Here is a 20,359-nt window from a genome sequence, read left to right on the forward strand (position 1 = left end):
GTCACAGCCGGACGACGACCAGGGCGATGTCGTCACGGGCTCCGCCGGCCACACCCAACCAGGCCAGCAGGGCGTCGGCGAGGCGTTCCGGGCTGAGGGAGCACTGGCGGCACAGGACGTCCCTCAGGCGGTTCAGGCCCGCTTCTATGCTCTGGTCGCGGCGTTCGATCAGCCCGTCGGTGTAGAGGACGAGCGTGTCGCCGGGGAGGTAGGTCTGACCGGCCTGCGGCCGGGGCACATGCTGGAGCCGGGCGCCCAGCGGTGGGTCGGTGGCCCGGTCCAGCATCTCGCAGGAGCCGTCCTGATGGACCAGAACCGGCGGCGGGTGACCCGCACTGCTGTAGATGAGCAACTGGCTGCGGGGCTCCACCATCACCTTGACGGCGGTGGTGTTGAGCGCGCCCTCGACGGAGCGGGCGTACAGGCCCAGCACCTCGAGGGCCTGGGCGGGCCGCTCCAGGGCACGGGTTGCCGCGCTGAGCGCGCTGCGGAGCATGCCCATGACGGCGGCGGCCTCCAGGCCGTGGCCGACGACGTCGCCGACGGCCACCGCGAAGCGGTCGTCGGGCAGGTCGACCAGGTCGTACCAGTCGCCGCACACGTTCAGCGATCCGGTGGCGGGCAGGTAGCGCACGGCGACGTTCTCGTGGTGGGCGAGGTCGGGGGACTGGAGCATGGCCTCCTGCAGGGTGAGGGCCACCACGCGCTCCCGCCGGTGCGCCTGGCGCAGCTCCTCGTTCAGCCGCTGCAGTTCGCGCGCCCGCGCGTACAGCTCGGCCTCCAGAGCCTCGCGCTCGCTCAGCTTGTTCGACAGCCGCCAGTCGCCCGTGCCGTGGGTCTGGACGTACGCGGTCACGTCCTCCACCCGGTGGATGATCGAGCCCACGCTGCCGTCCGACCGGAGGATCGGCGTGTTGATCGGGGACCACCACCGCTCCTCGAAGACCCCGGGGCGGCCCATGATCGGGATGTCGTACTTCTGCAGAGCCATGGTGTCGGGCTGTCTGCTGATCAGGACCCGGTGCAGCGAGGCGTTCAGGTTCCGCACCCCGTCGGCGCCGGGGTCGTTCGGGTTGTCGGGGAAGGCGTCGAAGACGTGCCGTCCGATCAGGTCCTCGCGGGTCCGCCTGGTCGCGTCCAGGTATGCCTGGTTGACCTCCAGGATGACCAGGTCGGTTCCCAGCACCAGGTAGGGGCTCGGTGTGGCGGCGAACAGGGCCGCGTAGTCGATGTCCGGCATCGTCACCGTCTCCCTTCCCGCCCCTCCCCTGGTGCCCGCTCCTCCCCTGGTGCCCGCTCCTCAACGCTACGGTCACGGCAGACCGGACGCCCACCGCGACGGCTCCCGGCCCCCCGGGGAACACCTCCGCTCCTAGGCCACGGCCTCCGCCGCGGTGTCCGGCCGGTTCTGCCCCGCTGTCTCCGTCCGCGTCCCCGTTCGCGGCTCCATCGGCGGGACCGTCCTGTCGAACTGGGTCCGGTACAGCTCCGCGTACCGGCCGCCCGCCGCGAGGAGCTGCTCGTGCGTGCCCCGCTCCACGACCCGCCCGGACTCGACCACGAGGATCAGGTCGGCGGCCCGCACGGTGGACAGGCGGTGGGCGATGACGACGGCGGTGCGGCCCTCGAGCGCCTCCGTCAGGGCCTCCTGGACGGCCGCCTCGGAGGTGTTGTCCAGGTGGGCGGTGGCCTCGTCGAGGATGACGACGCGCTGCCGGGCCAGCAGCAGGCGCGCGATGGTCAGACGCTGGCGCTCGCCGCCGGAGAGGCGGTAGCCGCGCTCGCCGACGACCGTGTCGAGCCCGTCGGGCAGGGAGCGTACGAGGTCGTCGAGGCGGGCCCGGCGCAGCACGTCCCACAGCTCCTCCTCCGTGGCGTCCGGGCGGGCCAGCAGCAGGTTGGCGCGGACCGTGTCGTGGAACAGGTGGCCGTCCTGCGTGACCATGCCGAGGGTCGCGCGCAGCGACGCGGCGCTGAGGTCGCGGACGTCGACGCCGCCGACGCGGACGGCGCCCTCGTCCACGTCGTAGAGCCGGGGCAGCAGGGCGGCGATGGTCGACTTGCCGGCGCCGGAGGAGCCCACGAGGGCGACGGTCTGCCCCGGTTCGGCGCGGAAGGAGACACCGTGCAGGACGTCGGCGCCGCCGCGCGTGTCGAGGGTCGCCACCTCCTCCAGGGAGGCGAGGGAGACCTTGTCGGCAGCCGGGTAGGCGAAGCGGACGCCCTCGAACTCCACCGCCACCGGTCCGTCGGGGACCTTGCGGGCGTCCGGCCTGTCCTCGATGAGCGGCTGGAGGTCCAGCACCTCGAAGACGCGCTCGAAGCTGACGAGGGCGCTCATGACCTCGACGCGTGCCCCGGCGAGAGAGGTGAGCGGCGCGTAGAGCCTGGTGAGAAGCAGGGCGAGGGAGACGATCGAGCCCGCCTGAAGGGAACCGCGCAGGGCGAACCAGCCGCCGAGGCCGTATACGAGGGCGAGTGCCAGGGCCGAGACGAGGGTGAGCGCGGTGATGAACGCGGACTGCGCCATCGCCGTACGCACCCCGATGTCCCGCACCCGCCGGGCCCGCGCCGCGAACTCGGCGGACTCCTCCGCGGGCCGCCCGAAGAGCTTCACCAGCGTGGCGCCCGGCGCGGAGAACCGCTCGGTCATCCGGGTGCCCATGGCGGCGTTCAGGCCCGCGGCCTCCCGCTGCAACCGGGCCATGCGGCGGCCCGTCCGCCGGGCCGGGACCACGAAGACCGGCAGCAGCACCAGCGCGAGCAGGGTTATCTGCCAGGACAGGGTCAGCATCACGGCGAGCGTGAGCAGCAGCGTGACCACGTTGCCGACGACCCCGGACAGCGTGTTGCTGAAGGCCCGCTGGGCACCGATGACGTCGTTGTTGAGACGACTGACGAGCGCTCCCGTACGAGTACGTGTGAAGAACGCGACCGGCATGCGCTGCACATGATCGAACACAGCCGTCCGCAGATCGAGGATGAGACCCTCGCCGAGCGTGGCCGAAAGCCAGCGGCCGAGGATCCCGAGCGCCGCCTCGGCGAGCGCGATGAGGGCGATGAGAGTCGACAGCCGTACGACCGTGCCGCGGTCGCCGTGCGACACGATCGCGTCGACGACGCGGCCGGCCAGCACGGGCGTGGCGACGGCGAGCAGTGCGGTCAGCACGCTCACCACGACGAACTGCGCGATACGGCGCCGGTGCGGGCGCGCGAACGCGCCGATGCGGCGCAGCGTGGCGCGGGCGAAGGGGCGGTGTTCCGCCTGCGCGGTCATGACGCTGTGCAGCTGCTGCCAGGCGGTGGTCTCCATGCTCATGGGAATGACGGTAGAACCTCGAGCTTCGTTGAGGTCAATGAGCGGTGTGTGAGCCCTCCCGTGCCTTGCCCGGCGTGTCAGCCGCCGTCCTCGCGCACGCAACCTCGTGTTGGTGCGGTGCGGAGACCCTCTGCGGGTGTGACTGTCCTGCGTCTCCCCCAGGGACTCCCCAGACGTGTTCCGGTCCGCCAGGTGCTCTGCCTGCTCCCGCTCGTCGTTGTGACCGTGGTCGCTGTGCGGCACCGCTCGGTGCTCGCGGAGGGCTTCGGCCATCTCCGGGCGGCCGAGTGGCCGTGGCTGGTGGCCGCCGTCGGCGCCACCTGCCTGACCTGGGTCGCGGCGGCCCTGACCCGGCAGGGGGCGGTGGTGCAGCGGCTTCCGGTGCGCCGACTGCTCGCCACCCAGTTCGCGGCGGGCGCCGCCAACCACCTGCTGCCCACGGGTCTCGGCGCCGGTGCGGTCAACCTGCGGTTCATGACGGTGTGCGGGGTACCGCTCGCCCGCTCCTCGGCGGCGCTCGCGCTGTACCTGCTCGCCGAGTCGGTCACCCGGGTCTGCCTGCTGCTGGTGCTGCTGGTCGCCTTTCCGGACGCCCTCCACCTCGGCGGTCTCGTACCGGCCTCGGCGACCGGGCCGCTCCTGCTCGCGGCGGCCGGGGTGGTGTGCGTGGCGACGGCGGTGCTCCTGCTGGTCCGCGGGGTGCGGACGGCGGCGTGGTCATTCCTGCGTACGGCGCTCTCCGAGGCCCGCTCGGTGCACACCCGTCCCGCCCGGGCGCTCGCCCTGTGGGGCGGCTCGCTGGCCTTTCCCACACTGCAGGCGGCCGGGCTCGCCGCCGTGGGGCGGGCACTGTCGCTTCCGGTGGCGCCCGCGCACATGGCGGTGGCGTATCTGGCGGCGACGGTCACGGTCGCCTTGGTGCCCACCCCGGGCGGCATCGGCTCGGTGGAGGCGGCCCTGGTGGTCGCCCTGGTCGCGGCGGGCGGTCCGGTGGCCGTGGCGACGGCGGTGGTGCTGGCGTACCGCATCATCACGGTGTGGCTGCCGCTGTTGCCGGGGGCGCTGACGCTGGGGGCGCTGGTGCGGCTCAGGGTGATCTGACCGGGGGACGCGGGCCGTACCGGGGAGTAACGTCAGGGTCCTCTCCCCCGTCCTCCCAAGAGCCGTCCGAGAGGGGCAGCCGATGCCGGTCCGCGTCGAACGTCAGGGACACGTCTTCACCGTCGTCCTCTCCCGCCCCGAGGCCCGCAACGCGGTGGACGGGCCGACGGCCACCGAACTGGCCGCCGCCTTCCGCGAGTTCGAGGCGGACGAGGTGGCGCGGGTGGCGGTGCTCTGGGGCGAGGGCGGGACGTTCTGCGCGGGTGCCGATCTCAAGGCCGTCGGCACCGGGCGCGGCAACCGGGTCGCCGAGGACGGCGACGGTCCGATGGGCCCGACCCGGCTGCGGCTGTCCAAACCGGTGATCGCGGCGGTCGCGGGGCACGCCGTGGCCGGAGGTCTCGAACTGGCGCTCTGGTGCGACCTGCGGGTGGCCGAGGAGGACGCGGTGTTCGGGGTGTTCTGCCGCCGCTGGGGCGTGCCGCTCATCGACGGCGGGACGGTCCGGCTGCCGCGGCTGATCGGCACCAGCCGGGCGATGGACATGATCCTCACCGGCCGTCCGGTGCCGGCCCGTGAGGCCTGGGAGATGGGGCTCGCCAACCGGGTCGTACCGACGGGGCGCGCCCGCGCCGAGGCGGAGGAACTCGCCGCCGCGATCGCCCGTTTCCCCCAGGCCTGCCTGCGCGGCGACCGGGCCTCGGTGCTGGACCAGGAAGGGCTGGACGAGCGGGCGGCCCTGCGTGTCGAACTCCGGCACGGCATGGACGTACTGGCCCAGGGCCTTCAGGGCGCGGCGCGGTTCGCGGCGGGCGCAGGGCGGCACGGATCGTTCTCGGACATGTGACCACCGCGCGCACACCGCGACGCCAATGGCCGCTTCCCGACGTCCCGGTGAGGGGACGTCACCGTCATGCGGCAGGATGAATCCTCACTCCGGACAGCGAACACCTGTCCGGACGCGATCGTGCAATCCGTTATTCGAGCAGGTGGCAAGGTGACGATTCATCACTTCCGGCCCCGGGGCCTCTCCTTTCGCGCGGGAGGTGACCGGTGAACCGCGCCGTGACCCTGGACGACCTCATCCTCGGCGGGATCGCCCTGGCCGCGGGCTTCCTGGCGGCGTTCCTGTCACGCACGCTGTTGCGCTGGCTGGCCAAGCACGCCAAGCGCACCCGCTGGAGCGGTGACGACGTGATCGTGGACGCCCTGCGCACGGTGGTGCCGTGGGCGGCGATCGCGGGCGGCGCGGCGGCCGCGGCCGCGGTGCTCCCGCTGACGCGCACGGTCCAGCATCACGTGAACCAGTCCCTGACCGTGCTGCTGATCTTCGTGGTCACCCTCTCCGCGGCCCGGGTGGTCGCGGGCCTGGTACGGACGGTCACGCAGTCCCGTTCCGGGGTCGCGGGATCCGCCACGATCTTCGTCAACATCACTCGGATCCTGGTCCTGGCCATCGGCTTCCTGGTGGTGCTGCAGACCCTGGGCATCTCCATCGCGCCGCTGCTCACCGCCCTGGGTGTCGGCGGTCTGGCGGTCGCGCTGGCCCTGCAGGACACCCTCGCCAACCTGTTCGCAGGCGTCCACATCCTCGCCTCCAAGACGGTCCAGCCCGGCGACTACATCCGGCTGAGCAGCGGTGAGGAGGGTTATGTGGTGGACATCAACTGGCGGCAGACGACCGTGCGCCAGCTCTCGAACAACCTTGTCGTGATCCCCAACGGTCAGCTCGCCAAGACGAACATGACCAACTACACCCGTCCCGAGCAGCAGCTGACCGTGCTCGTCCAGGTCGGCGTCGCCTACGACAGCGATCTGGAGCACGTCGAGAAGGTCACCACCGAGGTCGTCGCCGAGGTGATGACGGAGATCACCGGAGCGGTCCCGGACCATGAGCCGGCCGTCCGCTTCCACACCTTCGGCGACTCCCGGATCGGCTTCACGGTGATCCTGGGCGTCGGCGAGTTCAGCGACCAGTACCGGATCAAGCACGAGTTCATCAAGCGCCTGCACAAGCGGTACCGGGCCGAGGGCATCCGCATTCCGGCGCCGACGCGGACGGTGGCGCTCCAGCAGGGCTCGGTGGTCATCCCGGCGCAGCGCAGCGGCGAGGACAGGGTGTCGGAGGCCGGTTAGCCCCGGCGGCCGGAGTCGGGGAACCGGCGGCTCTATGCTCGAAGGAGCATGATGTCCTCGCCAGACCCCCACCCCCCGACTCCGGCTCCGGCTCCGACGGCCCACTCGCTCGACCAGAAGCTGGACGCCGTCGCGCGCCACCCGTTCCGCGCGAGGTTCCACCTGCGCGGGCGCGACCTGGCCACCGCCCGGCTCAAGGGCCCCTCCACGATCCGGTGGCACGCCTACGACCTCGTCGCCAAGCGTCTGGCGCCGGCCGAACCGTACAAGGACGGAAGGCAGACCCCTTACCGGGGCCACCCGGTCTTCGTCGCCCAGCACGCGACCGCGACCTGCTGCCGTACCTGCCTCCGGCGCTGGCACGGGATCCCCAAGGGGCGGGAACTGAACCGCGCGGAGCACGCCTATGTGGTGGACGTGATCTGCCGGTGGATCGAGCGCGAGGTCGCAGGAGCGTCCTGATCCGACATTGGGGGTGTCCGTGGCGCAGGCCACTGTCGAGCGGGGTCCGCGTACGAGATATCTTGATGTCGAGCAATGTTGCAGACGTGGAGCGGAGCACCCGGTGACTGACTCGACCATCATCTACACGCACACTGACGAGGCCCCGGCCCTGGCGACGTATTCCTTCCTGCCGGTGGTCAAGGCCTACGCCGGGAAGGCGGGCGTCGCCGTCGAGACCCGCGACATCTCGCTGGCCGGGCGCATCCTCGCCGTCTTCCCGGAGTACCTCGACGAGGGGCAGCGGATCAACGACGACCTCACGGAGCTCGGCGAGCTGGCCAAGACCCCCGCGGCCAACATCATCAAGCTGCCGAACATCTCGGCGTCCGTACCGCAGCTGAAGGCGGCCGTCGCCGAGCTGCAGGGCAAGGGCTACGCGCTGCCGGAGTACCCGGACGAGCCGAAGACCGACGAGGAGCGGGAGATCCGCGCCCGTTACGACAAGGTCAAGGGCTCCGCCGTGAACCCGGTCCTGCGCGAGGGCAACTCCGACCGCCGCGCACCCGCCTCGGTCAAGAACTACGCCAAGACCCACCCGCACCGCATGGGCACCTGGACCTCCGAGTGCAAGACGAACGTGGCGACCATGGGCGTGGACGACTTCCGCTCCACGGAGAAGTCCGTGGTGATCTCCGAGGCCGGCTCGCTGCGCATCGAGCTCAAGGGCGACGACGGCTCGACCACCGTGCTGCGCGAGTCCGTGCCGGTCCGCGAGGGCGAGGTCGTCGACGCCTCCGTGATGCGGGTCGCCGCCCTGCGCGAGTTCCTCACGGCGCAGGTCGCCAAGGCCAAGGAGGAGGGCGTCCTGTTCTCCGTGCATCTGAAGGCCACGATGATGAAGGTCTCCGACCCGATCATCTTCGGTCACGTGGTGCGCGCCTTCTTCCCGAAGACGTTCGCGAAGTACGGCGAGACGTTCGCCGCGGCGGGTCTGACCCCGAACGACGGTCTGGGCGGCATCTTCAAGGGCCTCGAGGCCCTGCCGAACGGCGACGAGATCAAGGCCTCCTTCGACGCCGAGCTCGCCGAGGGCCCGGACCTGGCCATGGTCGACTCCGACAAGGGCATCACCAACCTGCACGTCCCGTCCGACGTGATCGTCGACGCCTCCATGCCGGCCATGATCCGCACCTCCGGCCACATGTGGGGCCCGGACGGCCAGGAGCACGACACCCTCGCGGTGCTGCCGGACTCCAGCTACGCGGGCGTCTACCAGGCCGTCATCGAGGACTGCCGCGCCAATGGCGCCTACGACCCGGCCACCATGGGCTCCGTCCCGAACGTCGGCCTCATGGCGCAGAAGGCCGAGGAGTACGGCAGCCACGACAAGACCTTCGAGATCCCGACCACGGGCACGGTCCGCCTGGTCGACGGCAACGGCAACGTGGTCATCGAGCAGACCGTCTCCGCCGGTGACATCTTCCGCGCCTGCCAGACCAAGGACGCCCCGATCAAGGACTGGGTCAAGCTGGCCGTCACCCGCGCCCGCGCCACCGGCGACCCGGCCGTCTTCTGGCTGGACGAGACCCGCGCCCACGACGCGAACCTGATCGCCAAGGTCAAGCAGTACCTGCCCGAGCACGACACCGAGGGCCTGGACATCAGGATCCTCTCCCCGGTCGAGGCGACCAAGCTGTCCGTGGAGCGGATCCGCCGCGGCGAGAACACCATCTCCGTCACCGGCAACGTGCTGCGCGACTACCTGACCGACCTGTTCCCCATCCTGGAGCTGGGCACCAGCGCCAAGATGCTGTCGGTCGTCCCGCTGATGGCGGGCGGCGGCCTGTTCGAGACGGGCGCCGGCGGCTCCGCCCCCAAGCACGTCCAGCAGCTGGTCAAGGAGAACTACCTGCGCTGGGACTCCCTGGGTGAGTTCTTCGCCCTGGTGCCGTCCTTGGAGCAGTACGCGAAGGTCACGGGCAACGCCCGTGCCCAGGTGCTGGCCGACACCCTCGACCGCGCCACGGCGACCTTCCTCAACGAGGACAAGTCCCCGACCCGTCGCGTCGGCGGCATCGACAACCGCGGCAGCCACTTCTACCTGTCCCTGTACTGGGCGCAGGAGCTGGCCGGGCAGACCGACGACGCGGAGCTCGCCAAGGCGTTCGCCCCGCTCGCCGAGACGCTCTCCGCCAACGAGCAGAAGATCGTCGAGGAGCTGAACGCCGTCCAGGGCAAGCCGGCCGACATCGGCGGCTACTACCAGCCCGACCCGGCGAAGGCCGCCGAGGTCATGCGCCCGTCGGCGACCTGGAACGAGGCGCTGGCGTCGCTCGCGTAAGACGGCAGCCCTGTCCGCGTGACAGCCGCCCCGGCCGGATCGGATCCGGCCGGGGCGGTCGCGCATGGTCGGCTGACCACCCCGTTGTCAGTACCGGGGCCTAACGTGGTCGGTGTCGGCGTTGTCGATGTCGGCGTGGTCGGAGAGGGCGAGGCGAGCTGTGATCAACGGGTATGTCATCGGCGAAAGTCTGCGCACCGGTGCGGTGTTCGAGCCGGAGGGCCTGCGCATCCGCAAGGTGAGCCGCATCGACGTCTCGGGGAGTGCACGGGACGCACAGCCGTCCACCTGGACCTTCGTCGAGTTCGAGACGGACGACTCCCACGCGACCGCCCTCTCGCAGGCGCTGGCTGAGGCGCTGGAGCCGGACATGGGCTGGTACTCGGACTTCCTGGTCGGGGACGACCAAGTGGTCGTCTTCGCCGGGAAGGTGTTCCGCTACCGGCGCGGCGATGCCCACGGCCGCGCCGAAGCGGTGGCGTACGGACGGAGCGTGGGCACTCCCGAGGACCAGCTCGACTGGAAGGAGTGACCCGCCGGACGGCACGCTTACGATGCCGCTCGCTCCCTGAGCACCCCGGTGTCCGGGTGGGCGAGGCCCAGGTGGTCGCGCAGGGTCGTGCCCTCGTAGTCGGTGCGGAAGACGCCCTGCTCCTGCAGGAGCGGGACGACCTGGTCGGCGAACGGGTCCAGGCCGCCGGGGGTGATGTGCGGGACCAGGATGAAGCCGTCGGAGGCGTCGGCCTGCACGAACTCGTTGATGGTCTTCGCGACGGTGGACGGGGAGCCGACGAAGGTATGCCGGTTTCCGGTGTGGATGACGAGGTCGCGGATGGACCAGTTGTTGGCGGCGGCGAGCTCCCGCCACTCGCGGGCGGTGGCCAGCGGGTCGCGGTACATGCGCACCTGGGCACGGCCGCGGGAGATGTGCTCCTCGCTCACGTTCGGGTCGATGTCGGGCAGCGGGCCGTCCGGGTCGTACGCCGACAGGTCCCGGTTCCAGACGAACTCCAGGTGCTTGATGGCCGTGGCACCGCTGACCTGTTGCCGGCGCACCTCACGGGCCAGATCCTCGGCCTCCGCGTCGGTGTCGCCGAGGACGAAGGTCGCGGCGGGCAGGATGAGCAACTGGTCGTGTCCGCGCCCGTACTTGGCCAGGCGGCCCTTGACGTCGGCGTAGAAGGCCTGACCCGCCTCCAGGGTGGCGTGCCGGCTGAAGATGGCGTCGGCACTGGAGGCGGCGAACTCGCGGCCCTCCTCGGAGTCCCCCGCCTGGAAGACGACCGGGCGGCCCTGGGGGCTGCGCGGGACGTTGAACCGGCCATGGATGTCGAAGTGCTTGCCCTGGTGGACGAAGGCGCCGGCCTTGGCGTCCCGCAGGAAGGTGCCGGTGGCCTGGTCGGCGAGGATCTCGTCGCCGTGCCAGGAGTCGAAGAGTTCGTTCGCGGTGGCCAGGAACTCCTTCGCCCGGGAGTAGCGCTCCTCCTGCGGCAGGAAGCCGCCGCGGCGGAAGTTCTCGCCGGTGAAGGCGTCCCAGGAGGTGACGACGTTCCAGGCCGACCGTCCGCCGGAGAGGTGGTCGAGGCTGGCGAACTGGCGGGCCACCTCATACGGCTCGTTGAAGGTGGAGTTGATGGTGCCGGTCAGGCCGAGCCGGTCGGTGACGGCGGCCAGGGCGGCGAGCACGGTGAAGGTGTCGGGGCGGCCCACGACGTCCAGGTCGTAGATCTTCCCGCCCTGTTCGCGCAGGCGCAGGCCCTCCGCGAGGAACAGGAAGTCGAACTTGGCGCGTTCGGCGGTGCGCGCGAAGTGGACGAAGGAGCTGAACTCGATGTGGCTGCCGGCCTTCGGGTCGCTCCACACGGTGGTGTTGTTGACGCCGGGGAAGTGGGCGGCCAGGTGGATGTGCTTCAGCGGCTTGGTCATGGTGGTGACGTCCCTCCGGCTCAGGCGATGGGGGTCCCCCCGGGCTCGAGCGAAGCCGAGAGCCTGGGGGAGTATCGGTTGGCGGGGCGGGCGAGCCCGAGCAGTCCGCGCAGGGTGTCGGCCTCGTAGGCGCTCCGGAAGGCGCCTCGGCGCTGGAGTTCGGGCACGAGCCCTCGCGTGATCTGCGGCACGTCGTGGCCGAGGACGGCGGGCCGCAGCCGGAAGCCGGTCAGGCCCGCTGGCTGGAACTCCTGGAGGAGGTCTGCGAGTTGAGCGGGCGTGCCGGTGAAGAGGCGGGCGTCGCCGGCGTACGGGTACCCGGCGAGGGCGTCGAGGCGCTCACGGCGGGCGGCGGCCTCGCCGGGTTCGTCGTCCAGGAAGACCACCAGGTCACCGAAGACGTGCAGAGGCTCCTCCGCCCGCCCGGCGGCGGTCTGCTCAGCGCGGATCTCGGCGACGATGGCGCGGGCCTGGTCGGCGTCGTGCGGGGTGACGTAGCCGACGTCGGCCTGGCGGGCCACCAGCCGGTAGGGGACGGTCTGGTGGGCGAGAGCGGTGACGACCGGCTGGCCCTGGGGTGGTCGAGGCGTGATGGAGGGGCCCTTGACGTCGAAGTACTTGCCCTCGAAGTCGATGTAGTGCAGCTTGTCCCGGTCGATGAAGCGGCCGGTGGCGACGTCCCGGATCTCCGCGTCGTCCTCCCAGCTGTCCCACAGGCGCCGGACGGCCTCGACGTGGTCGGCGGCCTCGTCGAAGAGGTCGGTCACCAACTCCTGTGCGTCCGGGCTGTCGTAGGCCTCGATGCGGGGGATCGTGCGGCGGCCGAAGTGGGCGGCCTCGTTCGGACGGGCGGTGATCAGCACGCGCAGGCCCGCACGGCCCGTGCTGACGTAGTCGAGAGTGGCGATCGCCTTGGAGATGTGGAACGGCTCCGTGTGGGTGGCCACCACGGTCGGCACCAGCCCTATGTGCCGGGTCAGTGGCGCGACACGGGAGGCGATGAGCACTGCGTCCAGGCGTCCGCGGACCTGGTCGGTGCGCTCGTCCGGGTCGAGGAAGTGTGAGGACTGAGGTCCGAGGCCGTCCTCGATGGTGACGAAGTCGAGCAGACCCTCTTCGGCTTCGGTGATCAGGTCGGCCCAGTACCGGGCCGTGAACAGGTCCCGGGGCCGGGCCACGGGCTCGCGCCAGGACGCGGGATGCCAGCCGGTGCCGTCCAGGGCGAGGGCAAGGTGCAGATGGGAGGGGGAAGTCGAGGACACGAGTGGGTGCCTTCCTGAGGTCCGTACGAGAACGCCGGCCGGCGCGAGCGGGCGCGGCAGGGGGCGAGCGCAGCGAGATGGGGGGGTACACCCGGCCGAAGGCTGGGAACGCTCAGGAGCAACAGAGCGCGCCGGCCACGCGCAGCAGGTCGATGTGGGCCCGGGAGTGCAGAAGCGGACGGCGGGACGGGTTCAGGGCGCGGGCGTGCACGGTGCGGGTCACGTCCTGCACCTCCGTCCGAACAGCCGTCGTGGCGCGCAACTCGTCTCAACGACAACAGTCCGGCCCCGCCGTCTGTTCCGCACTCCGGGAATCCCTGCGGTCAGGAGTTGTCGAGCGGCAGCCCGGGCGGGTTGACCTCGGACTTGGCGACGGCCTCGTTGGACAGGTTCCAGGCGGCCAGCCACTTGGCGTACTGACCGTTCTCGATCAGGTGGTTGATGGCGTCGGCGAGCGGTTTGGCGAGCCCGCTGTCCTTCTTCGCGGTCGCAGCGATCAGGCCTTGCAGGGACTCGCCGGCACCGGAGAACTCACCCGCGTTGCGGGTCGCCTGGGGCGTGTTCGCGACCTGCCTGATGTGGTAGGCGATACCGGGGTTGGGGCCGAAGTACGCGTCGATCTTGCCGCTGGACAGCGCCAGGTAGGTGCCGTTGCGGTCCGGGTAGTACTTGACGGTGAGCTTCTTGCCCTCCTTGGCCAGCTTCGCCTTCCACTCCAGGAGGATCTTCTCCTGGTTGGTGCCCGAGCCGACCGAGACGGTCCTGCCCGCGAGGTTCTCGTAGTCGCCGTCGAAGTTCCAGGTGCTCGTCCTCGGCACCTCGAAGGCCAGGTTGTCCTGCCGGTAGGAGGCGAACTCGTACTTCTTCTTGCGCTCCTCGGTGTCGGTGACGTTCGAGAAGGCCACGTCGACCTTGCCGCTGTCGATGCCGACGAACAGGTTCTCCCAGGTGAAGTTCCTCAGCTCGGGCTTGAGGCCGAGGACCGCGGCGACCAGGCGGCCGAAGTCGGGTTCCGCGCCGGTGAGGGTCCTCTGGTCGCTGCCCACGTACGCCAGCGGTGCGAAGCCGGAGGGCAGGGCGCCGATGCCGATCTCCAGCTTGCCGCTCTTGCGGATGGCGGCGGGCAGTTCGGCATTGAGGGATTTCACCTCGGACACCTTGAGGGCGGTCTGCGTGGCAGCGCCGTTGGAGAGCTGCCCCACGGTGACCCTGCCGGAGGATGCGCTGTCCGTGTTGGTGGCGGCGTCGCTCGTGCCCCCGCATGCGGCGAGTCCGGCGGCGAGGGAGGCGACGGCGGTGCCCGCGGTGAGGCCGCGCAGGAGTCGGGTGCGGAGACTGAGAGTGGGCATGACTGTCCTTGTTCGGTGAGCGGTGAGCGGTGGCGGTGGTGGCGCGGGGGGAGGCTGTGGAGCGGAACGCGGAACCGGCGGTTTCAGAGCACCTTGCTCAGGAAGTCCCGGGTCCGCTCGTGCCGCGGGTTGTCGAGGACCTCGGCAGGCGGCCCCTGTTCGACGATCCGGCCGTCGTCCATGAAGATCACCCGGTCGGCGCATTCGCGGGCGAAGCCGATCTCGTGGGTGACGATGACCAGCGTGGTGCCGCCGCCGGCCAGGTCCTTGATGACGGCCAGCACCTCGCCGACGAGTTCGGGGTCGAGCGCTGAGGTGGGTTCGTCGAAGAGGATGACGCCGGGCCGCAGGGCGAGCGCGCGGGCGATGGCGACGCGCTGCTGCTGGCCGCCGGACAGCTGCCGCGGGTAGGCGCCGGTCTTGTCGGCGAGTCCGACCCGGCCGAGCAGGTCCAGGGCGAGGTTCCTGGCTTCCGGCTTGGTCAGCTTGCCGGTCGCCACCGGCGCCGCCGTCACGTTCTCCAGCACGGTGAGATGCGGGAAGAGGTTGAAGTTCTGGAAGACGAATCCGATGCGGCTGCGCTGGCCGAGGATGACCCGCTCGCTCAGCTCCTTGAGGTGGTCTCCGTGTCGGCGCACGCCGATGGGTTCGCCGCCCACGCTGACATGGCCGCGGTCGGGCTTCTCCAGGTGGTTGATCACCCGCAGCAGGGTGGACTTGCCGGAACCGGACGGGCCGAGGATCACGGTCACCTCGCCCGGTCGTACGGTCAACTCCACGCCGTGCAGCACCTGATGGGCGCCGAACGCCTTGCGCACGTCGTGCACCTGGATGGCGGCGGGGCGGGTCCGGAGCGTGTCGGTGGTCATACGGCGGCCTCCCTGCGCGCACGGGCCCGCAGATCGGCGAGACCGGTGCGGAGCTTCTGCAACGGGGTCGGCGGCAGCGCGCGGGTGGCGCCGCGGGCGTAGTACCGCTCGACGTAGAACTGGACGACGGACACGAGGCTCGTCAGGATCAGGTACCAGACGGTGACGACCAGCAGCAGCGGCACGATGTCGCCGGGGTAGGTGCTGCCCATGGTCTGCGCGGAGCCGAACAGGTCGAGCAGCGACACGTAGAACACCAGTGACGTGCTTTTGACCAGGCCGATCAGCTGGTTGACGTAGTTCGGGGTGATGGACCTGAGGGCCTGCGGAAAGACGATCCGCCTGAACTGGTGGCCCTTCGGCAGGCCGAGTGCGGCGGCCGCCTCGTGCTGGCCCTGGTCGACCGAGAGGATGCCGCCGCGGACCACCTCCGCCGCGTACGCCGCCTCGTTCAGGCTCAGTCCTACGACGGCGACGACCATGTCGGTGGCGAGCTTGGACTCGTCGAAGCTGAAGAACGCGGGGCCGAAGGGCACGCCGACGCTCAACGTCTTGTACAGGGCGCTGAAGTTGAAGAGGAAGATCAGCACCACGATCAGCGGTATGGAGCGCAGCGCCCACACGTACGTCCAGCTGACCGCGCGCAGGACCGGGCTCTTGGAGAGCCGGGCCAGCGCGAGCACAATACCGCCGAGCAGGCCCGACACGGCGCTGAGGGCGGTGACTTCGAGCGTGATGACCAGCCCGTCGAGGATGGTGGGGCGCAGGAACCAGTAGGCGAAGCGGTCCCACTGGTAGAACGGGTTGGACACCAGGCCGTGGACGAACTGGGCCACGAGGACCAGCACGACCGCCGTGGCGATCCAGCGGCCCGGCCGGCGCAGGGGCAGCACCCGCTGGGCCGCGAGGGGCTTGGCCGCGGTCTCTTCGTCGGGTGGCGCCGGGGCGAGGGACACGGCGGCTCCCGGGGTTCACTCATGACAGGCTCCAGCGGAGTCGGAAGCCCCGGGCGGCGCGCCGCGGCACCGCCTGGCGACGCGGGGCCGCGGCGTGACGAGGCTGGTGAAGCGCAGTGCACCGGGGACGGGACGGAACGAGGGCGCACCGCGGCGGCGGTGCGCGTCAGGGATTCAGAACGCCGTCAGCCGTGACAGCGGGCAGAGCCCGGGGTGGTACACAGTGCGCTGTTGACGCGGAGCAGGTCGACGGAACGGTTGGCGCACAGCAGGACGAGGCCGCGGAGCCGCACTGCGGCTGTCCTCGAGGCTGCGTACATCACCGTCTCCGTCGTTCTTCCGGCCCGGGGGGGCCACGCGCTTACCGAAACGTCATCCGGTCGGGTCGTCACCTGGGGCACCCCACCGCGGTGCGAGGGTTGCCGGTCAGCCAGCCAGGGCTTGTCGCTGACGCTCATGACCTTTCTGGCGTCAAGTCAATACAGGCGCCGTAAGCGATGTCAACGTGCGTCCGGCAGGTGATACGTGCTCAGCGGCGCCGTTCTCCCGCTCAACCGGTGTGGGTCGCCGCGCCGTTGGGGACGTGCGAGGCCCAGTCCAGGATCTGCACGGCGGCGCCCGCGGCCTCCAGCCCCCGGCAGTGCGCGTGGTGCCGTCGGGCGATGCCGGCGTGGTCGAGGTGCGGACCGAAGGCGGGGTGGGCGGCCAGCCGGCGGGCGTACGCCCACAGGTGCGGGTGGTCGGCGATGCGGTGCACCGCGGTGGCGTCCAGGTGCCAGCGGTGCACGGTGTCGAGCTGCACCAGGCTGACCCACAACTCCACGTCCGCTGCGGTGAGGTGGTCGCCGAGCAGGTACTCCTGACGGGCGAGCCGTCCTTCCAGTGACCGCAGGGTGCACAGCAGCGAGGTGAGCGCGGCGTCCCGTTCCTCCGTGTCGGCGTCGACGCGTCCGGCGCGCTGGGCGGCCGCGTCGATGCCCTGCTCGCACAGCCGCTGGACACCCTCGATCTCGGCGTCCGCCCCGTACGGATACAGCGCGGGGTGGTCCGTGCCGAAGTGCCGCGCCAGATCGCGCATGATGTCCGGAGCATGGGTGCTGACGATCCGGCCCGACCAGTCGTCGCTGAGCACCGGCGTCAGGGCGGCTCCGGGATAGCGGTGGGCACTGGCCTCGTACAGCGGACGCAGCGCGGAGTACTCGCCGCCGGGTCCGTCGGGCACCGCGGGCAGCAGCGTGACGGGACAGACGTCCTCGAGGCCGAGCAGGCTGTGCGTGATGGCTATCCGCAGACAGTGCGGACACGCCGGCGACAGGTGGAGACGGTAGCGGCGCGGCACGGCGTAGTGGCCGCTGCGGGCGTCACAGCCGATCCGGCCGCGGAAGGCGGGGACCGGCTGTGCGGACGGGAGTGCGGTCAGGGCATGGGCGGACATGTCTCTCCCGAGGTTCTGGGACGCGAGGGTGCGGGGGCGGTGGCCCGCGGGCAGGCGGCGCTCCCCGGCGCGAACGGCGCGGGGTGGCGGGGACGCGGGGTGGCGGGGCGCGGCGCGGCTCCGCCTGTTTCAGCGCCGGCGGCTGCTCGCGCTGCAGACGCGCAGCAGATCGATGTGAAGGCGGGAGGTCAGCAGGAGGGACTGCCGGCGCGTGCGATGAACACGGCTGATGACCGGCCTCGGGCGCCCCATGGTTTCCCTACCCGTCCACTAGGAAATCTCCCATGAAGTGTCGATCCGGCTCCGGCCCGCGTCAAGAGGGTGGTCCGCAGAGTGAGAGGGACGCGTCTCACGCGTGGTGGCTCCCTCGACCGGAGGCAATCGGGTGGTCCGACCAGCTGATATACGGGCCCGCCCGGCAGGGCGTGCCGAGGACCGCCGCGTGGGCGGGTCAGGCTTCGGGGGACCACCCGGAACCGTTCGGACAAGGAGCCCATGGATGAGCCCTGAAAGCAGGACGCCCTTCTCTCTCGGACCGCTGGCGCGCGAGAGGTACCGGAAGGCCGGCAAGCTCGCCTCGCTTGCGCTCGTGATGGCGGTCGGACTGGCCACTCCCGCCGCAGCCGTCGGACGCGGCGAGACCGTACGCCCGACCGACAGCTGCGATCACCACACGACCGACGCCGGCGGCGACCACGACAAGGACAAGTGCCCCAAGCCGAAGCCGCCGACGCCGCCCGCGGGCTGCTTCGACATCGACTCGGTCGTCCACGGGGAGACCAAGTACATCTCGGCGGTGTGCAACGGGCAGGTGTACGTCCTGACAGTCGCCGAGACGGGTCCGGACGCGGGCCACGCTGTCAGCGGCTGGCTGCCGGTGGGAGGGCCGAGCAACGTCATCGACGCCACGCTGGCAGAGAGAGATGCCGTCGTGTACGTCTCCGTGTTGACTGCGGACGGACGGGTGCAGGAGGGCACTTGCACCACGTCGGGCGGGAACCCGGGCCCGGGCCGACCGATCAACGTACCGTGCAGCTTCGTGACGGATTTCCCCACGCCTCCGGCATCTTGATCAGCCGGTCCATGTAGCGACCGCAGCCGCCCCTCCCCCACCGAGAGGGGCGGCTCCGCGTTTCCGAACCTCTACGGCAACGCCTGCACCAGAAGATCCAAAACAATGGCAAAGGGACCTGTGGAAGCAGCAGTTCCCCATGTCATCGTGCCTGCCATGAGCACAGAGCACGTCCTGGACGACCGGCCGCACGCCCACACCCGCATACGCCGGGCGGCGAACAAGGTGCCGGAAGTCAGCGTCTACTTCTGGATCATCAAGGTACTGACCACCGGAATGGGCGAGACCGCCTCCGACTACCTGGCCCGTCTGCTCGGCCCGATCCCCGCGGTCGGCCTCGGCGCCCTCGTCCTGGTCGGGTCCCTGGTCCTGCAGTTCGCGGTGCGCCGGTACGTGGCCTGGGTCTACTGGACCGCCATCGTCATGGTCAGCGTGTTCGGCACGATGGCCGCCGACGTCCTGCACGTGGGTCTCGGCGTGCCCTACGCGCTCTCGACGCCGCTGTTCCTGGTGGCGCTGGCCGCCGTCTTCGCCCTGTGGTACGCGAGCGAGCGGACCCTGTCCATCCACAGCATCTCCACCCGCCGCCGAGAGGCGTTCTACTGGGCGGCCGTGCTCGCCACGTTCGCGCTCGGTACGGCCGCGGGCGACCTGAGCGCCACGATCGGCTTCGGCTACCTGGGGTCCGTCGCTCTGTACGCCGTCGCCATCTCGGTGCCGGCGGTCGCCCACCGCGGGGGCCTGCTCGGCCCGGTGGTCGCGTTCTGGTCCGCGTACGTCATCACCCGCCCGCTCGGTGCGTCGATCGCCGACTGGATGGCCCTGCCCCACAAGCGCGGCGGGCTGGACTGGGGCCTGGGCCCGGTCACCCTGTCGTGGACGGTCGCGATCCTCGGCTTCGTCGCCTACCTGACGGTCTCGCGACGCGACGTCGGGAGCGACTCGGCCGCAGTGTGACATGGCACCGCCCCGCCTGCCGCTGATGCTGACAGGCGGGGCGACGTCGTGTCGGTGGCAGGCTCAGCCGTCCGCCCCCGCGGGGGTCGTGGTGGTCTTGAAGCCCTCGGTCTTGTTGGCCTGGATGGCGAAGTCGTTGGTGAACGTCTTGCTGAGGTCCACCGAACCCTTCACGTTGCCGACCAACTTCTCCGTCGCCAATGAGGTCTTCGGACCGCCGGCCGGCATGATGCCGTCCGGGAGGAACTGGCCCTTGTCCTCGTTCAGGGCTGCGATGTAGTCGGCCTTGGTCACCAACTGGTTCGACACGAACGACGCCGGGAGCTTGTTCGCGATGTCGGCCGCGCTGTGCGCGTTGATCCAGTGCATGGTGGCCACGAGCGCGTCGACGACCTTCTGCACGGTGGCCTTGTTCTGGTTCACCCAGTCGGTGCGGGCGAGCACACTGGCCGCGGGGAAGGCACCGCCCATCGCCGCCGTGGCGCCCTGCGTGGTGGCCAGGTCGATCGCGGAGGCACCGACGCCCTTCTTCTCGATCGCGGCGACCGTCGGCTGTGTCGTCATCACACAGTCCACCTTGCCGTTCTGCAGCGCGGCGATGGCGGTGGAGCCGGCGCCGACCCCGATCCGGTGGAAGTCGCTGGTCTTGACGCCCTTCTTGGCGGCCAGGAACTGGGTGAGGGTGTCGGTGCCCGAACCCAGGTCGGTGACGCCGAGGGTCTTGCCCTTGAAGTCGGCGGCCGAGGTGACGCCCGACTTCTTGGTGCACATCTCACGCTCGCCCGGCGCGCCGGAGAGCTGGACCACGTCCTCGACCGCCTTGCCCTTGGCCTGGAACTCGATCGTGTGGTTGTACCAGGCGCCCGCCATGTCCACCTGGCCCGAGGCCATGGCGTCCTCGGCACCGACACCGCCGTCCTGCTCGGTGCTCAGCTCCACATTTACGCCGTACTTCTTGTAGAAACCGAGGTTCTGGGCGAGTTGGTAGGGCAGGTAGATCTGCTTGTCTATGCCGCCGACCATGAGCTTCACCGTGGGCACGCCGCCGGAGCTGCCGACGCTCTGGGAGCCGCTGTGGGAGCCGCTGGAACAGGCGGTGGCCGTGCCGAGGGCGAGGACGGTGAGGAGGGAGGCGGTGACGGCGGCGGATCGTCTTGACATGGCTGGCCACATTCCTTTTCTGGGGTGGGGC

The 20,359-nt window shown here is 70.7% G+C and carries 18 protein-coding genes and 1 riboswitch; of the genes, 8 read left to right on the top strand and 10 right to left on the bottom strand.

Annotated elements, in window-relative coordinates:
- Position 1 precedes the first annotated feature (1 nt).
- Positions 2-1,240: a PP2C family protein-serine/threonine phosphatase gene (locus tag N8I84_RS06275; RefSeq protein ID WP_263228621.1), complete on the bottom strand. Its 1,239-nt coding sequence runs from the start codon at positions 1,238-1,240 to the stop codon at positions 2-4.
- A 132-nt stretch (positions 1,241-1,372) separates the two neighbouring features.
- Positions 1,373-3,313 carry an ABC transporter ATP-binding protein gene (locus N8I84_RS06280; RefSeq protein WP_263234679.1) on the bottom strand — a complete coding sequence of 647 codons (1,941 nt, stop codon included), beginning with the start codon at positions 3,311-3,313 and terminating at the stop codon, positions 1,373-1,375.
- Positions 3,314-3,457: 144 nt separating this feature from the next.
- On the opposite strand from N8I84_RS06280, the gene N8I84_RS06285 reads away from it, so the two are divergent.
- From N8I84_RS06285 to N8I84_RS06310, 6 genes are all read left to right on the top strand, one after another.
- The gene (locus N8I84_RS06285) at positions 3,458-4,420 is read left to right on the top strand and encodes a lysylphosphatidylglycerol synthase transmembrane domain-containing protein (RefSeq protein WP_263228622.1); all 963 of its coding nucleotides are present in this window, start codon (positions 3,458-3,460) and stop codon (positions 4,418-4,420) included.
- Between the two features lie 82 nt (positions 4,421-4,502).
- Positions 4,503-5,267 carry a crotonase/enoyl-CoA hydratase family protein gene (locus N8I84_RS06290; protein ID WP_263228623.1) on the top strand — a complete coding sequence of 255 codons (765 nt, stop codon included), beginning with the start codon at positions 4,503-4,505 and terminating at the stop codon, positions 5,265-5,267.
- A gap of 206 nt (positions 5,268-5,473) precedes the next feature.
- Positions 5,474-6,556: a mechanosensitive ion channel family protein gene (locus N8I84_RS06295; protein WP_263228624.1), complete on the top strand. Its 1,083-nt coding sequence runs from the start codon at positions 5,474-5,476 to the stop codon at positions 6,554-6,556.
- Positions 6,557-6,604: 48 nt separating this feature from the next.
- Positions 6,605-7,018, top strand: a complete 414-nt coding sequence (locus N8I84_RS06300; RefSeq protein ID WP_263228625.1) for a DUF4186 domain-containing protein — start codon at positions 6,605-6,607, stop codon at positions 7,016-7,018.
- A gap of 103 nt (positions 7,019-7,121) precedes the next feature.
- Positions 7,122-9,341 (top strand): NADP-dependent isocitrate dehydrogenase, encoded by a 2,220-nt coding sequence (locus tag N8I84_RS06305; RefSeq protein WP_263228626.1) that lies wholly within the window; start codon positions 7,122-7,124, stop codon positions 9,339-9,341.
- A 160-nt stretch (positions 9,342-9,501) separates the two neighbouring features.
- Positions 9,502-9,873 (top strand): hypothetical protein, encoded by a 372-nt coding sequence (locus N8I84_RS06310; RefSeq protein ID WP_263228627.1) that lies wholly within the window; start codon positions 9,502-9,504, stop codon positions 9,871-9,873.
- Positions 9,874-9,890: 17 nt separating this feature from the next.
- On the opposite strand, the gene N8I84_RS06315 is transcribed toward N8I84_RS06310, so the two are convergent.
- From N8I84_RS06315 to N8I84_RS06340, 7 genes are all read right to left on the bottom strand, one after another.
- Positions 9,891-11,267, bottom strand: coding sequence for an NtaA/DmoA family FMN-dependent monooxygenase (locus N8I84_RS06315; RefSeq protein ID WP_263228628.1), 1,377 nt, complete (start codon positions 11,265-11,267; stop codon positions 9,891-9,893).
- Positions 11,268-11,287: 20 nt separating this feature from the next.
- A complete protein-coding gene (locus tag N8I84_RS06320; RefSeq protein ID WP_263228629.1) occupies positions 11,288-12,529 on the bottom strand; it encodes an LLM class flavin-dependent oxidoreductase in 1,242 nt (413 codons plus the stop codon).
- Positions 12,530-12,641: 112 nt separating this feature from the next.
- Positions 12,642-12,752, bottom strand: coding sequence for a putative leader peptide (locus tag N8I84_RS42685; protein WP_313884242.1), 111 nt, complete (start codon positions 12,750-12,752; stop codon positions 12,642-12,644).
- A gap of 100 nt (positions 12,753-12,852) precedes the next feature.
- Positions 12,853-13,878, bottom strand: a complete 1,026-nt coding sequence (locus N8I84_RS06325; RefSeq protein ID WP_263228630.1) for an ABC transporter substrate-binding protein — start codon at positions 13,876-13,878, stop codon at positions 12,853-12,855.
- 83 nt (positions 13,879-13,961) lie between these two features.
- Positions 13,962-14,747 (bottom strand): amino acid ABC transporter ATP-binding protein, encoded by a 786-nt coding sequence (locus N8I84_RS06330; protein WP_263228631.1) that lies wholly within the window; start codon positions 14,745-14,747, stop codon positions 13,962-13,964.
- Entirely contained in the window at positions 14,744-15,703 is a 960-nt protein-coding gene (locus N8I84_RS06335; protein ID WP_263228632.1) for an amino acid ABC transporter permease, read from the bottom strand. The genes N8I84_RS06330 and N8I84_RS06335 overlap by 4 nt, the downstream gene beginning before the upstream one ends.
- Positions 15,704-16,055: 352 nt before the next feature.
- A riboswitch (SAM riboswitch) is annotated at positions 16,056-16,165 on the bottom strand.
- 88 nt (positions 16,166-16,253) lie between these two features.
- Positions 16,254-17,138, bottom strand: a complete 885-nt coding sequence (locus N8I84_RS06340; RefSeq protein ID WP_263228633.1) for a glutathione S-transferase C-terminal domain-containing protein — start codon at positions 17,136-17,138, stop codon at positions 16,254-16,256.
- A 499-nt stretch (positions 17,139-17,637) separates the two neighbouring features.
- Here N8I84_RS06340 and N8I84_RS06345 point away from each other — a divergent pair, with 499 nt between their 5' ends.
- The gene (locus tag N8I84_RS06345) at positions 17,638-18,210 is read left to right on the top strand and encodes a hypothetical protein (RefSeq protein ID WP_263228634.1); all 573 of its coding nucleotides are present in this window, start codon (positions 17,638-17,640) and stop codon (positions 18,208-18,210) included.
- A 156-nt stretch (positions 18,211-18,366) separates the two neighbouring features.
- Positions 18,367-19,167, top strand: coding sequence for a COG4705 family protein (locus N8I84_RS06350; protein WP_263228635.1), 801 nt, complete (start codon positions 18,367-18,369; stop codon positions 19,165-19,167).
- 63 nt (positions 19,168-19,230) lie between these two features.
- On the opposite strand, the gene N8I84_RS06355 is transcribed toward N8I84_RS06350, so the two are convergent.
- Positions 19,231-20,328 carry an ABC transporter substrate-binding protein gene (locus N8I84_RS06355; RefSeq protein ID WP_263228636.1) on the bottom strand — a complete coding sequence of 366 codons (1,098 nt, stop codon included), beginning with the start codon at positions 20,326-20,328 and terminating at the stop codon, positions 19,231-19,233.
- Positions 20,329-20,359 lie beyond the last annotated feature (31 nt).

The organism is Streptomyces cynarae (genome assembly GCF_025642135.1).
Lineage (GTDB): Bacteria > Actinomycetota > Actinomycetes > Streptomycetales > Streptomycetaceae > Streptomyces > Streptomyces cynarae.